Origin of the sequence: Idiomarina sp. UBA4206 (genome assembly GCF_002383015.1) — a bacterium.
Classification (GTDB): domain Bacteria; phylum Pseudomonadota; class Gammaproteobacteria; order Enterobacterales; family Alteromonadaceae; genus Idiomarina; species Idiomarina abyssalis.
The window spans coordinates 1-12,542 of record NZ_DFTS01000042.1 but is presented as its reverse complement, the minus strand read 5'-3'; the positions used below and the strand labels follow the sequence as shown (position 1 = coordinate 12,542).

Below are 12,542 nucleotides of genomic sequence, written 5' to 3'. Positions count from 1 at the left end.
ATTGGCAAGCTGGCTAAGCAATTTAAAGCTGAAGGTAAGTCGGTAATGCTGGCCGCCGGTGATACCTTCCGTGCGGCGGCGGTAGAACAGCTGCAGGTGTGGGGCGAGCGTAACGACATTCCGGTTATTGCTCAGCATACCGGTGCGGATAGTGCATCGGTTCTTTATGACGCGCTTCAGGCCGCCAAAGCACGCGATGTTGATGTGCTTATTGCGGATACAGCCGGGCGCCTGCAGAATAAAGCCAACTTAATGGAAGAGCTGAAAAAGCTGGTTCGGGTCATGAAAAAACTTGACCCGCAAGCGCCTCACGAAGTGATGCTGACGCTAGATGCCGGTACCGGTCAGAATGCTATTAGTCAGGCGAAGCTTTTTACCGAGGCCGTAGGCGTTTCGGGTATTGTGATGACCAAGCTCGACGGTACCGCAAAAGGTGGGGTGATTTTCGCGGTCGCAGATCAATTCGCCATTCCTATTCGCTATATTGGGGTGGGTGAAAGTTTAGAAGATTTACGGCCTTTTGTGGCAAAAGACTTTATCGCGGCGCTATTTGACCGTAACGTAGACGAATCAGAAGAAACAACAGCGAGTTAAAGATGATCCGCTTTGAGCAAGTCAGTAAAACCTACCGTGGAGGCCATCAGGCACTGAGCCATGTCGACTTTCACGTAGAGCCGGGTGAGATGGCCTTTTTAACCGGTCATTCCGGAGCGGGTAAAAGTACGCTGCTCAAACTGATCAGTCTAATGGAAAGGCCAACCGCAGGCCGGGTACTGATTAACGGGCACGATTTGCGAAAGATTAAGCCTTCGCAAGTGCCTTATGTGCGTCGTGACATTGGTATGATTTTCCAGGATCACCGTTTGTTAATGGATAAAACGGTGTTCGATAACGTTGCGCTGCCACTTATTATTGAAGGCTACAGTGTTCAGGAAGCGCGAAAGCGCGTTGTTGCCGCGCTGGAAAAAGTCGGTATAGCCGACAAAGTGAAGCATTATCCACAAATGTTGTCCGGCGGTGAGCAGCAACGAGTGGGTATTGCCCGCGCTATTGTCACCAAGCCACCCTTGCTATTGGCTGATGAGCCCACCGGTAACCTTGATCCTAAGTTGTCGATGGAGATTATCCGCCTGTTTGAAGAGTTCAATAAAGTGGGTGTTGCTGTGCTCATAGCGACCCACGACCTGGGCCTCATTGCACGCTTACGCTACCGTACTTTAACCCTAAAAGACGGGCGTATGATTAACGATGGCCTGGAGGACAGTGGACTATGAGTTTATTGTTCCGTAACCGCAGTATAGAAAAGGGCGCAAGTAGCCGCGGACGTTTGCCCTGGTGGCGACGTTTAATCATGGTGCCGGTACATCATGCTCAACAAGCCATCGCCAGTTTAGGCGAGTTGTGGCGCAATCCGTTTGCTTCGTTTATGACCATGGCGGTGTTGGGGCTGAGCCTGACTTTGCCGTCATCACTGTATGTTTTAGTGAAAAACACCACCAGTATTGCTGACAACTGGCAGGAAGCCTCGGAAGTCACCTTGTTCTTAAAAAAGGATCTGCAGCAATCCGAGGTCGACACATTAAAAACGCAAACCGAACTCTCAGAAGGCGTTGAATCGGTTCGCTTAATTCCTAAAGAGCAGGGCTTGCAAGACTTTAAAGAGCAATCAGGCTTTGGTGAAACCCTGGACTACCTCTCATCGAATCCTCTGCCGGATGTGCTGGTGGTTATTCCGGCTGAGTCACATCGCTCGCCGCAGCGGGCAAAGGAGCTGTTAAACCGGCTGGAAAAACAGCGAGAAGTGGCTTACGCGAAAATGGATCTGGAGTGGCTTAACAGGCTGGAGGGTATTCTCAATTTAATTGAAGATATTCTTGGAGCCCTGGCAGTGGTGCTTTGCCTGTCGGTTGTTCTTATTGTTGGTAACACCATTCGACTGAACATTTTGTCTAAGCGTGACGAAATTATGGTGATGAAGCTGGTGGGAGCTACTAACGCCTTTATTCAGCGCCCTTTTTTATACACGGGCGTTTGGTACGGAATTATCGGCGGGTTGGTGGCCTGGTTGGCAACCGCCTTATTGATCTGGTGGGTTGAAAGTGCCGTAGTAGATTTAACCGAACTTTACGAAACGCCGTTTCAATTAAACGGTCTGACGTTAGGCGAATTATTGATTATATGGTTGATTGCTGTTGGCCTGGGTTTAGCCGGTTCTTACTTGGCTGTAAGACGTCATATACAGAGTATTGAGCCTGAATAAAATAGGGTTGCGAAAGCCATAGGCTTAGTTATACTAAATCACCTGATCGACAACGATCATAATGGAACTTTTAGACTCTAAAAGGGTCTTAGAAGCTGACTGAAAGGCAGTAATTTAAGTCGGTATTTTAAGTAGAGGTTGTTAAATGAGCACTGAATTAAACACCATGGCATTATCGGTTCCCCAAGGGGGAGGACTGGACGGGTATATTCAGTCAGTCAACCGTATTCCTATGCTCACCGCCGAAAAAGAAAAGGCGTTGGCAACAAGACTTTATGAGAACAGTGACCTCGATGCTGCGAAAGAGCTCATCATGTCGCATCTCCGCTTTGTTGTGCACGTAGCCCGTAGTTATTCAGGTTATGGTCTGCCGCAAGCCGATTTAATTCAGGAAGGCAATATTGGCCTGATGAAAGCTGTTAAACGCTTTGATCCATCTGTGGGCGTGCGTTTGGTGTCATTTGCTGTTCACTGGATTAAAGCAGAAATTCATGAATACGTGCTGCGTAACTGGCGCGTTGTAAAAGTGGCAACCACAAAAGCACAGCGTAAGTTGTTCTTTAACCTGCGTAAAATGAAAAAACGTTTAGGTTGGTTTAGCCAGAAAGAAGTTGAAACTGTTGCCGATGAGCTGGGTGTCAGCACGAAAGAAGTGTTGGAAATGGAATCCCGCATGAGTGCTCACGACCAGGCCTTTGAGCTAAGCTCCGACGACGATGACTCGAAAGAGGGTAGTGCCTACTCTCCAGCGATGTATCTGGAAGACAAGCGTTCCGATTTAGCGGCAGAAATTGAAGCCGAAGACTACGAAAGTCATACACAGCAGAAACTACTGGGTGCTATGAGTCACCTGGATGAGCGTAGTCAGGATATCGTTCAGTCGCGTTGGCTGTCTGAAGATAAAACCACGCTGCATGACTTAGCAGCAAAATACGAAGTATCGGCAGAGCGCGTTCGTCAGCTTGAACAGAACGCGATGAAGAAACTTCGTCTCGCAATGAGCTAAATGAAGTGCCGCATTGGTTGCGGTGCTTGCTGCATAGCTCCTTCTATTAGTTCTCCCATCCCCGGCATGCCAAATGGCAAGCCGGCGGGTGTGCGCTGTGTCCAACTCGACGATGATAATTTATGCCGGCTGTTTGGTAAGCCCGAACGTCCGGCCGTGTGTGGAGAGTTTTCAGCGGATAGAGAGATTTGCGGTGAAAGCCGCGAGCAGGCAATTATTTTGCTGACGTCACTGGAAGAAGATACCCGTTCTGGTTAGTCGCCTGAGTTAGCTCAGAAACGAACACCAACTCAATTCCCTGCTTTTGCAATTCAGGTAAATGCTGCTTAAGAAAACTCAACGTCTCGGGGTAGGGGTGACCAATGCCAATGGCCTGACCGTCTCGCTTGGCTAAACGAAGCAACTGGTCAAACTGCTGTTGCAGATAATTTTGGTCAACTTCGTTATCAAGAAAGACATGGCGGCGAGAGGTCCTGACTCCAAACTGTCCGGCAATTTGTTCAGCCACACTAAATTCCGACGTCCGACTATCAATAAAAAAGAGTTTGCGGGCTGCTAATGTTTCCATAACAGCTTGCATGGGCATGGGTAGCTGAGTCAGTTTACTGCCCATATGGTTATTCACTCCGGTCACGTAAGGAATCGAGTCGAGAGCGTTAACCAGCTGCAGCTTTATTTGCGCGTTGCTCATGTCGGCGGTGACCACACCCGGACCGGGCCGGTCGTTTTCTATTGCTTCCATTGGCATGTGTAAAAGCACTTGCTTTTGCTGGTGGTGTGCACGTAATGCAAAAGCCCGGGCGTAGGGGGTGTATGGCAGCACGGCGAAACTGACATTGCCCGGTAAAAGCGCCGCTTTTAAGTCATTCTTGTGATTACCTATGTCGTCAATAACAATAGCTATCTTGCCGGCAGAAACCGGAGCTGCCAGGCAAGTAAGTAAAGCCAGAGTCGCAATAAGGCGTAGCATCAGCGTATCCAGTTACTTGGGTTTTGCGGACGCCCCTGGTGGCGTATTTCGAAGTATAAAGTAGGGCTGTTACGCGAGCCGGACTGCCCCATAAGTGCAATTTCCTCGTCTTTGCGAACTTTGTCACCAACGGCTTTCGTTAATGTCTGGTTGTGACCATAAAGGCTCATGTAACTTTGCCCATGATCAACCACAATGACTAAACCAAATCCGCGTAGCCAGTCTGCGTATACCACCCGGCCATTAGCAATTGAGCGAACGGGCTGTCCGTTACTGCCTTCTATTAGAACGCCTTTCCAGTCAACCGGACCTTCTCGGCGTTGACCGAACACCCGCTTTACATCGCCGTCACTTGGCCAGCGTAATTGGTTTTTGACTGACTGTAAGCCAACCAGTTGCACGTCTTTTTGTTGGGCCAGAGCGTTTTCTATGGCGCTCAATACCTGCTCCAACTGATCCCGGCTTTGTTCCAGTTGTCCCACGCGTGAACGGTCTTTACGTTGTTGCTGTTGCAGCTCCGCTAACTTTTCTTCCTGACGATGTTGTTGTTGCTCAAGCTGAGAACGCTGTTCTTCCTGTTGCTGCCGTAAAGCGGCTAATTGGTTTTGCTGCTGTTTTAACTCTTCGGTAAGTGCGACAATTTCCTGCTGGGTACTCTTAATGACCTTAATTTCTTCAACTCTTGCGGTGTTGAAGTACTGGTAATAACTCAGCATTCTTTCGAATTGACCGGGATCCTGCTGGTTTAACAGCATTTTTAGGAAGTCATGGTCGCCGTTCATATAGGCGGAAACGAGCTGATCTTCTAATAACGCCATCTGTTGCTTCTGCTTTTGCTGCAGTTCTTTGCGCTTACGCTCTGACTCAGCAATTTCAGTATTGACGCTATCGAGCTTGGTTTGGGTTTTACGCAGTGAGCCGGCGACTTCTGCTGTTCTTATTTCCAGGTCGCGGAGCTGTTGCTCGGTTGAGCTTAGTTCCGCGTTACGCTCTTCTATGGCCTGCAGGCGTTCTGCCAGTTCTTCTTTGACAGCAGCTATTTCGGCCTCCGTAGAGGCTTTGTCGTCTTCACTGTAGTCCTGAGCTACTGCCGGGTTGACCAATAACCCCAGAACAATCAGCAAGAACACCGGTAGCTGCATGAGTTTGTCCTATTCCTGCTCTAACAACATGAGCGGGGTGCCGGTCATTTCGTCAGGCTGCTCCATGCCCATTAAATGCAAAATTGTGGGTGCGACATCGGATAAACGCCCATTTTGTGCCTTAGCGGGACGACCAACATAGATGAAAGGAACCAGCTCATTAGTGTGAGCTGTGTGCGCCTGGCCGGTTGTCGCATCACTCATTTGCTCAGCGTTGCCATGGTCTGCAGTTATCAGGCATTCACCACCAACAGCCTCTAAAGCCGATACCACACGGCCAACGCTGTGGTCGACAGCTTCACAAGCCTTAACGGCCGCATCGAAGTTGCCTGTATGGCCAACCATGTCGCCATTAGGGTAGTTGCAAATAACCACATCAAAGGCTTGAGACTCAATGGCTTCAACCAGCTCATCAGTGAGCTGTTCCGAACTCATTTCTGGCTGTAAGTCGTAAGTTTTCACCTTAGGAGAGGGGATTAGAACGCGCTTTTCTCCCTCAAACTCCTGTTCGCGGCCGCCGCTGAAAAAGAAGGTGACGTGTGCGTACTTTTCCGTTTCTGAGATGCGTAATTGCGTTTTGTCATGTTTAGATAACCACTCACCCAGCACGTTATTCAATGGTTCCGGCGGGAAAGCACAAGGTGTTTTTAATGTGTCGGCGTACTGAGTCAGCATGACAAAGTCGCTGAGCTCGATCCGTGGTCCGCGGTCAAAACCGTCAAAATCATTATCAATAAAAGCCTGAGTCATTTCGCGGGCGCGGTCGGCACGGAAGTTCATAAAGAAAACAGAGTCACCGTTTTTCAATGGTGCAGGTTGGCCAATGACGACCGGAGTAACGAATTCATCGGTTTCTCCGCGCTCGTATGCGTCTTCTAATGCGTCTGTGGCATTCGGTGAAGTAACCCCGGAGAGGCCGTGGTAAATTGCTTTGTAAGACTGTTCAATGCGTTCCCAGCGTTTATCTCTGTCCATGGCAAAGAAACGACCGTTTAAGGTGGCGATACGGCCTTTACCCAAACGGGCAAATAAAGCTTCAAAGCGCTCAATAGACGCCAGGGCGGATTTTGGCGGCGTGTCCCGGCCATCTAAAAACGCGTGCAAGTAGACATCATCTGCACCTTGTTCGATAGCCATTTCTACCATAGCGACCAGGTGGTCTTCGTGGCTGTGTACGCCGCCCGGAGACGACAGACCCATAATATGAACGGCACCATTAGCTGTTCCGGTCTTATTTAATGCGTCACACAGTACAGTGTTGCTGAAAAAGCTGCGGTCAGAAATAGCTTTACTGATGCGGGTAAAATCCTGGTAAACGATGCGACCAGCGCCCAAATTAACATGACCAACCTCGGAGTTGCCCATTTGGCCGTCCGGCAAACCAACTGCGCCCCCTGAACCATCGACTAAACAATGAGGGTATTGCTTCCATAAACGATCCATAACCGGTGTATTGGCTTTTGCAATGGCGTTATCCGGTGCATCTTCACGGTAACCCCAGCCGTCAAGAATCAACAATACCAAAGGTTTTATCGTAGGAGTCATAATGGGCCTCATTGCTCGGTGTTTTCGATGATGAAATTAGTCAACATTCTACTCGATTTCCGGAGCTTACGCATCCACCCAAGATTTTTCTGGCAACTGAGATTTGTACAGGTATACTCTTTGACCGCTATTTTTTTCTGTTACCCACGATTACTGGTAGGTCTTATGCAAGAACTTTTTGAATTTGTCAGCCGCAACCCAATGATGAGTGGCGTGTGGGTTGTTCTGTTAATCGCACTAATAGTGACGACGATTCGCTCTGCTATGTCGCCGATGAAAAGCCTGCAGCCGCAAGAAGCAACGGTTTGGGTCAACCGGGGTGATGGCGTATTCGTCGATATCCGTAATAAAGACGAATTTAAGAAAGGCCACATTCACGGATCGGTGTCATTACCGGCTGAAAAAATCAAACAAAAAGAACTTTCAACTATTGAAAAGTTCAAAGAAGCCCCCATTGTGATAGTCTGTGCAACAGGAATGACGGCAAAATCGGCTGCCAGCCAATTAATCGCTGAAGGCTTTAGTCAGGTGGCTGTGCTGCAAGGTGGTATTAACACATGGCGCAGTGCTAAATTGCCGGTTTCGCAGAAAAAATAATAAAATTCGTCTAAAACTTAAAATGAATAGGAAGTAAAATCATGGCTGAAGAACAGCAAGCAAACGGCGCGGCCGCTGAAAACCAACAACAGCAACCACAATTCGCAATTCAGCGCATTTACGCGAAAGACATTTCTTTTGAAACTCCAAGCTCACCGGCTATTTTCCGCAAAGAGTGGAAGCCAGAACTGAAGCTGGACTTAAACGTAAAACACGAAAAAATTGAAGACGGTGTTTACGAAGTGGTGCTCACTCTGACCGCAACCAACAAGGTTGAAGACGATGTAGCATTCCTGTGTGAAGTACATCAGGCAGGTATTTTCACTATCGGTGATGAAATCCAGGAAGGTCAGTTGGCACACATGCTGGGTTCTTTCTGCCCGAACATTTTGTTCCCTTACGCTCGTGAGTGTGTTTCAAACCTTGTTAACCGTGCGACTTTCCCACAGTTGAACCTGGCTCCTGTTAACTTTGATGCTATTTTCCAGCGTCACATGCAGCAGCAAGCTGAACAGGCTCAAGGCCAGCAAACTGCTGACGCGTAAGCGATACGATAATGCAGACACCTCAGGTGACAGTGTTAGGGGCGGGCTCTTACGGGACCGCCCTTGCTATTTGTTTCGCCCGTAAAGGCATAGCGACTACGCTGTGGGGCCGGGACGCCGATAAAGTTGCGATAATGCAGGCTGCGCATGAAAACGAAGAGTATCTTCCTGCCTGCCCTTTTCCTGAGTCCTTAAGTGTAACGGCAGATTTAAGCGAAGCATTGCATGACGTAAAAAACGTCGTCGTTGTGGTTCCCAGCCATTCTTTCTCGTCTATGTTAGAGCAGGCGAAACCTTTGTTAGCGAAGCACGCTCGCGTAGCCTGGGCAACTAAAGGGTTGGAGCCCGATACAGGGCGTTTACTGTATGAAGTAGCAGAAGACATTCTCGGCGAAGAACATCCGCTGGCGGTATTGTCAGGTCCTACCTTCGCGATTGAAATGGCAAAAGGGTTACCAACGGCTATTTCAATGTCATCGACCAACAAAGCTTTTGTCGATGAGCTTTCGGAGCTTCTGCATTGTGACCGTTCCTTCCGTGTTTACACCAATAATGACTTTATTGGGGTACAGCTGGGCGGGGTGGTGAAGAATGTGATTGCCATTGGTGCGGGCATGGCAGATGGCATTGGCTTTGGTGCAAACGCACGAACGGCATTGATTACCCGTGGTTTAGCGGAATTGACCCGACTGGGTCTGACATTAGGTGCTAAAAGCGATACTTTTACCGGTATGGCCGGGCTGGGGGATTTAATCCTTACTTGTACCGACAATCAGTCGAGAAACCGTCGTTTTGGTCTGGCTTTAGGTCAGGGGAAAGGCGTTGAGCAGGCCCTGAAAAGTATTGGTCAGTCGGTTGAAGGTTATCGGAATACCCGTGAAGTGGTTGCTCTGGCCAAACGCTATGACGTTGAAATGCCAATTTGTGAGCAGATATATGCGGTCCTTTATGAAGGCAAAGAACCGCAGCAGGCAGCTATTGATTTATTGAGTCGTGAGCGTAAAACGGAGTGACCTGTTTCACACAGTAACCCGTTTTACGCACTTATTAGCTGTTGTTCCATGACTTGCCATTGAGCCGATAAATGTTCTGTTGGCAAACGTTTGAAATTAGAGCGCACGAACTGACTGATTTTTCCATCGGCGTAGCTTAGCAATAAATTCGCCAACACGGCTTCATCAACAATAAAACGTTGCTGTTCCCGCATCGCTTTTTCCCGCAATACCTGCTTTATTGAGCTTTCTATACGATTAAAAAGGTCTTCCATACGACCTCTTAAGCGGTCGTGTTCGCCCATAAGTGCATCACCCGTCATTACTCGTGTGATACCAGGGTTACGCTCAGCGAAGGTTAATAAGAGCTGCAAAATAGCGTAGCAACGGGAGAGCGTATTCTTCTCCTCGTTCATGATCATGTTAATGCGGGTGAGGAGGGTGTCTTCAACAAACTCAATAAGCCCTTCAAACATGCGCGCCTTTGATGGAAAGTGACGGTATAAAGCCGCCTCCGAAACACCTAAGTTAGCCGCCAATTTTGCTGTTGTAATACGCTGACCCGGGCTGGTTTCCAACATTGCCGCCAAAGCCTGTAAAATTTCCTCACGACGGTTACGTTTTTGTTCTGCCATGCTTGTAACTTTCCTTATTTGAGAGGCCGGAATTTATTGTAATTCGGTTTATGAGCGGCCAGAGTGACCGAAACCACCTTCACCGCGGTCGGTTTCGTGAAACTCGTCGACAACGGTCATTTGCGCCTGTACAACGGGTAAAATCACCAATTGCGCAATGCGGTCGCCAGGTTCTATGGTGTAGGCCTTGTCGCTGCGATTCCAGCACGAAACTTTAAGCTCGCCCTGGTAGTCTGAGTCGATAAGTCCAACTAAATTACCCAGTACCAGGCCGTGTTTATGGCCCAGGCCTGAGCGAGGCAGAATAGTTGCTGCGTAGTTCGGGTCACCAATATACATAGCAATACCGGTGCCAATTAACTGGGTTTGTCCCGGCTCTATGGTTAATGGCTGATCCAAACAGGCGCGCAGATCCATTCCGGCAGAACCCTGGGTGGCATATTCAGGAAGCGGAATAGACTGGCCAATACGTTCATCTAAAATTTTTACTTCGACTTGCGTCATGGAGTTCTCACTTTCTTTTAATTAGCCCTGATTTCAGGATTTGTATTATCAAAATAGCGTTTGGCTATCGCATCAATAATTGCAACGGCCATATCATGCTTGCTCATCGTCGGAAGTGACTGTTCACTATCCTGACTGAAAATAATGGCGTTATTGCTGTCGCTGTTAAAACCCAGACCGGTCTGGCTAACATCGTTAGCGACAATCATTTTTAATTGTTTTCGTTCCAGTTTACGGAGCGCGTTAGCCTTTAAGTTTTCGGTTTCGGCTGCAAAACCAACGGTAAAAGGTGGTTTCTCTGAACTGGCTACTTGCTGCAGGATATCCGGGTTTTGCACCAGCTTAAGTTGCGGAGGCTGGTCATTCTGCTCTTTTTTGATTTTTTGTGAGGCAACTTCGGCAATCCGATAGTCCGACACGGCAGCACAGCCAATAAAGACATCGCACTGCTGCAGTTGCTGCTGTACCGCGTTAAGCATTTGCTCGGCAGTTTCTACGTCAATTCGCTGAACGCCGGAAGGAGTCGCCAACTGCGTCGGTCCGGAAACCAGAATAACGTTAGCGCCGGCATGAGCGGCAGCCTCTGCTAACGCATAACCCATTTTGCCGGAGCTGTGGTTACTGATATAACGCACAGGATCAATGGCTTCGCGAGTTGGGCCAGCAGTAATAACAAAGGTTTTTCCTTGCCAGGTTTGTGGCGTTTTAGGCTGCTTCTCAATTAACGCTTTTACAATCTGGGTTGGGTCGCTCATGCGGCCATAACCGACATCGCCGCAGGCCTGTTCACCACTTTCAGGGCCTATCATTTGTACGCCCCGGCTTAGCAGAGTTTCAATATTTTCCTGCACGGACGTTGCCGCCCACATTTGTTGGTTCATTGCCGGAGCAATGACAATAGGTGCCTTGCTGGCAAGCACCAATGTACTGAGTAAGTCGTCAGCAAATCCGTGCGTTATGCGAGCAATGGTATTCGCTGTGGCTGGCGCAACGAGAATGATATCGGCCCAGCGAGCTAGCTCAATATGGCCCATAGCAGCTTCTGCTGTCGGATCTAACAAATCATCGCTGACCGTAAAACCTGACACGGCTTGTAAGCTAAGTGGGGTTACAAAAGCTTTGGCACTGTCAGTCATTACCACACGAACTTCTGCGCCCTGCTCACGCAAACGGCGCACCAGGTCAGGTGCTTTATAGGCGGCAATGCCACCGGTAATACCTAAAAGTATGTGTTTGTTCTGCAACTGTGCCATGCGAACCCCTATGTGTTAATTCGTGTAAAGATAACATGAGACCCGGTTACAGGGTAGATGGTCGTTATACTTCTCTCTTTAGAATTAAGGAGAGAGTAATGAGCGTCAAGGAATGGCCTGTTTCGGAACGACCCAGAGAAAAACTGCAAAATCAGGGAGCAGAATACCTGAGTGATGCGGAATTATTAGCCATTTTACTCGGTAGTGGCAGCCAGGGACAGGACGTTGTCGCTTTTGCTCGGCATTTATTGAATCAGTTTAACGGAATAGGGGCGCTGCTTACGGCAAAGCCGGAGCAACTTTTAGCCTGTAGTGGCATTGGACCTGCACGAGTGAATCAGTTGCAGGTTGTCATGGAGCTATCAAGAAGGTACCTGAAGTGGCAGCTGGAACGTTCGGATGGCTTCACCGACCCGTCTATGGTGAAAGATTATTTAACCGCGCAGCTGCGTCATCAGGGCCGCGAGGTCTTTGCTATTTTACTGTTGGACAGTCAGCATAGGTTATTACGTTATGAAGAATTGTTTCAGGGTACAATTAACGCTGCTCCGGTTTATCCGCGTGAAGTCATTAAGTTGGTCATGCAGTACAATGCCGCCGCAGTTATTCTGGCGCATAACCACCCATCGGGTGTGGCAGAGCCCAGCCAGGCAGACCAGCGGGTGACTGAGCGGGTAAAAAAAGCCCTGACTTTAATCGATGTGGCGCTGCTGGATCATTTCGTTGTTGGTGCCGGCGATCCAATTTCTTTTGCGGAGCGCGGATTGTTGTAGTTTTGTACTGGCAGTTTGATTAAAAATCACGTAAAATCCGCCCCGAACGATCGATAAGGATCATATTTCCGTCGTATTAGCTTGATTAGAAGGGCAGTTTGCTGTATAAAATGCGCCCTCGGATTTATAGGCAAGGTCACGTTGGGCGACAGGCGAGCTTGCAGCAATTTTGGAGTAGAGACATGTCACAAGTATGCCAAATTACAGGTAAGCGTCCGGTAGTCGGTAACAACCGCTCGCACGCACGCAATGCGACTAAGCGTCGCTTCCTGCCGAACCTACAATCGCACCGCTTTTGGGTAGAAAGCGAGAAGCGTTGG

Annotated in this window: 16 protein-coding genes; 10 read left to right on the top strand and 6 right to left on the bottom strand. The window is 48.8% G+C overall.

The annotated features are described in order from the left end of the window. The 5 genes from ftsY to B3180_RS09020 form a co-directional block, all read left to right on the top strand. Positions 1-594 (top strand): signal recognition particle-docking protein FtsY (gene ftsY, locus B3180_RS09040; RefSeq protein ID WP_286844136.1); only part of this gene is annotated, 594 nt, incomplete at its 5' end. A 2-nt stretch (positions 595-596) separates the two neighbouring features. Then, the gene (gene ftsE, locus B3180_RS09035; RefSeq protein ID WP_199494475.1) at positions 597-1,274 is read left to right on the top strand and encodes a cell division ATP-binding protein FtsE; all 678 of its coding nucleotides are present in this window, start codon (positions 597-599) and stop codon (positions 1,272-1,274) included. After that, the gene (ftsX, locus tag B3180_RS09030) at positions 1,271-2,260 is read left to right on the top strand and encodes a permease-like cell division protein FtsX (RefSeq protein WP_199494474.1); all 990 of its coding nucleotides are present in this window, start codon (positions 1,271-1,273) and stop codon (positions 2,258-2,260) included. Before ftsE ends, ftsX begins: the two co-directional genes overlap by 4 nt. A 145-nt stretch (positions 2,261-2,405) precedes the next feature. Then, the gene (gene rpoH / locus B3180_RS09025; RefSeq protein ID WP_054490888.1) at positions 2,406-3,266 is read left to right on the top strand and encodes an RNA polymerase sigma factor RpoH; all 861 of its coding nucleotides are present in this window, start codon (positions 2,406-2,408) and stop codon (positions 3,264-3,266) included. Further along, a complete protein-coding gene (locus B3180_RS09020) occupies positions 3,267-3,524 on the top strand; it encodes a YkgJ family cysteine cluster protein (protein WP_074930797.1) in 258 nt (85 codons plus the stop codon). Here B3180_RS09020 and B3180_RS09015 read toward each other — a convergent pair. Genes B3180_RS09015 through gpmI form a run of 3 tightly spaced genes read right to left on the bottom strand, consistent with a single transcriptional unit; the run spans position 3,481 to position 6,923 of the window. Beyond that, complete coding sequence (locus B3180_RS09015; protein ID WP_222236304.1) at positions 3,481-4,236, bottom strand: divergent polysaccharide deacetylase family protein; 756 nt, start codon at positions 4,234-4,236, stop codon at positions 3,481-3,483. The genes B3180_RS09020 and B3180_RS09015 overlap by 44 nt on opposite strands. Continuing rightward, complete coding sequence (locus B3180_RS09010) at positions 4,236-5,378, bottom strand: murein hydrolase activator EnvC family protein (protein ID WP_278358611.1); 1,143 nt, start codon at positions 5,376-5,378, stop codon at positions 4,236-4,238. The genes B3180_RS09015 and B3180_RS09010 overlap by 1 nt, the downstream gene beginning before the upstream one ends. A 9-nt stretch (positions 5,379-5,387) precedes the next feature. Next, positions 5,388-6,923 carry a 2,3-bisphosphoglycerate-independent phosphoglycerate mutase gene (gene gpmI / locus B3180_RS09005; RefSeq protein WP_286844120.1) on the bottom strand — a complete coding sequence of 512 codons (1,536 nt, stop codon included), beginning with the start codon at positions 6,921-6,923 and terminating at the stop codon, positions 5,388-5,390. Between the two features lie 165 nt (positions 6,924-7,088). On the opposite strand from gpmI, the gene B3180_RS09000 reads away from it, so the two are divergent. From B3180_RS09000 to gpsA, 3 genes are read left to right on the top strand one after another with little or no spacing between them, the layout of a single operon-like run. Next, positions 7,089-7,520, top strand: coding sequence for a rhodanese-like domain-containing protein (locus B3180_RS09000; RefSeq protein WP_054490879.1), 432 nt, complete (start codon positions 7,089-7,091; stop codon positions 7,518-7,520). Positions 7,521-7,561: 41 nt separating this feature from the next. After that, a complete protein-coding gene (secB, locus tag B3180_RS08995) occupies positions 7,562-8,065 on the top strand; it encodes a protein-export chaperone SecB (protein ID WP_054490876.1) in 504 nt (167 codons plus the stop codon). A gap of 11 nt (positions 8,066-8,076) precedes the next feature. Next, on the top strand, positions 8,077-9,078 hold the full coding sequence (gpsA, locus tag B3180_RS08990) for an NAD(P)H-dependent glycerol-3-phosphate dehydrogenase (RefSeq protein WP_054490874.1): 1,002 nt from the start codon (positions 8,077-8,079) through the stop codon (positions 9,076-9,078). A 23-nt stretch (positions 9,079-9,101) separates the two neighbouring features. Here the strand turns inward: gpsA and slmA are convergent, their stop codons facing one another. The 3 genes from slmA to coaBC are packed head-to-tail and all read right to left on the bottom strand — an operon-like array spanning position 9,102 to position 11,449. Next, positions 9,102-9,692 (bottom strand): nucleoid occlusion factor SlmA, encoded by a 591-nt coding sequence (gene slmA / locus B3180_RS08985; protein ID WP_054490872.1) that lies wholly within the window; start codon positions 9,690-9,692, stop codon positions 9,102-9,104. Between the two features lie 48 nt (positions 9,693-9,740). Next, positions 9,741-10,196 carry a dUTP diphosphatase gene (gene dut, locus B3180_RS08980; RefSeq protein WP_054490870.1) on the bottom strand — a complete coding sequence of 152 codons (456 nt, stop codon included), beginning with the start codon at positions 10,194-10,196 and terminating at the stop codon, positions 9,741-9,743. Between the two features lie 17 nt (positions 10,197-10,213). Further along, positions 10,214-11,449, bottom strand: a complete 1,236-nt coding sequence (coaBC, locus tag B3180_RS08975) for a bifunctional phosphopantothenoylcysteine decarboxylase/phosphopantothenate--cysteine ligase CoaBC (RefSeq protein WP_278358612.1) — start codon at positions 11,447-11,449, stop codon at positions 10,214-10,216. 98 nt (positions 11,450-11,547) lie between these two features. On the opposite strand from coaBC, the gene radC reads away from it, so the two are divergent. Further along, complete coding sequence (radC, locus tag B3180_RS08970; protein ID WP_054490866.1) at positions 11,548-12,222, top strand: RadC family protein; 675 nt, start codon at positions 11,548-11,550, stop codon at positions 12,220-12,222. A 182-nt stretch (positions 12,223-12,404) separates the two neighbouring features. Next, the coding region (gene rpmB / locus B3180_RS08965) for a 50S ribosomal protein L28 (RefSeq protein ID WP_286844138.1) at positions 12,405-12,542 on the top strand (138 nt) is incomplete at its 3' end.

What these genes read in the sequence shown, in the direction of transcription:
- ftsE (WP_199494475.1), top strand. Translation starts at nt 597, where the DNA reads ATGATCCGCTTTGAGCAAGTCAGTAAAACCTACCGTGGAGGCCATCAG.
- ftsX (WP_199494474.1), top strand. Translation starts at nt 1,271, where the DNA reads ATGAGTTTATTGTTCCGTAACCGCAGTATAGAAAAGGGCGCAAGTAGC.
- rpoH (WP_054490888.1), top strand. Translation starts at nt 2,406, where the DNA reads ATGAGCACTGAATTAAACACCATGGCATTATCGGTTCCCCAAGGGGGA.
- B3180_RS09020 (WP_074930797.1), top strand. Translation starts at nt 3,267, where the DNA reads ATGAAGTGCCGCATTGGTTGCGGTGCTTGCTGCATAGCTCCTTCTATT.
- B3180_RS09015 (WP_222236304.1), bottom strand. Translation starts at nt 4,236, where the DNA reads ATGCTACGCCTTATTGCGACTCTGGCTTTACTTACTTGCCTGGCAGCT.
- B3180_RS09010 (WP_278358611.1), bottom strand. Translation starts at nt 5,378, where the DNA reads ATGCAGCTACCGGTGTTCTTGCTGATTGTTCTGGGGTTATTGGTCAAC.
- gpmI (WP_286844120.1), bottom strand. Translation starts at nt 6,923, where the DNA reads ATGACTCCTACGATAAAACCTTTGGTATTGTTGATTCTTGACGGCTGG.
- B3180_RS09000 (WP_054490879.1), top strand. Translation starts at nt 7,089, where the DNA reads ATGCAAGAACTTTTTGAATTTGTCAGCCGCAACCCAATGATGAGTGGC.
- secB (WP_054490876.1), top strand. Translation starts at nt 7,562, where the DNA reads ATGGCTGAAGAACAGCAAGCAAACGGCGCGGCCGCTGAAAACCAACAA.
- gpsA (WP_054490874.1), top strand. Translation starts at nt 8,077, where the DNA reads ATGCAGACACCTCAGGTGACAGTGTTAGGGGCGGGCTCTTACGGGACC.
- slmA (WP_054490872.1), bottom strand. Translation starts at nt 9,692, where the DNA reads ATGGCAGAACAAAAACGTAACCGTCGTGAGGAAATTTTACAGGCTTTG.
- dut (WP_054490870.1), bottom strand. Translation starts at nt 10,196, where the DNA reads ATGACGCAAGTCGAAGTAAAAATTTTAGATGAACGTATTGGCCAGTCT.
- coaBC (WP_278358612.1), bottom strand. Translation starts at nt 11,449, where the DNA reads ATGGCACAGTTGCAGAACAAACACATACTTTTAGGTATTACCGGTGGC.
- radC (WP_054490866.1), top strand. Translation starts at nt 11,548, where the DNA reads ATGAGCGTCAAGGAATGGCCTGTTTCGGAACGACCCAGAGAAAAACTG.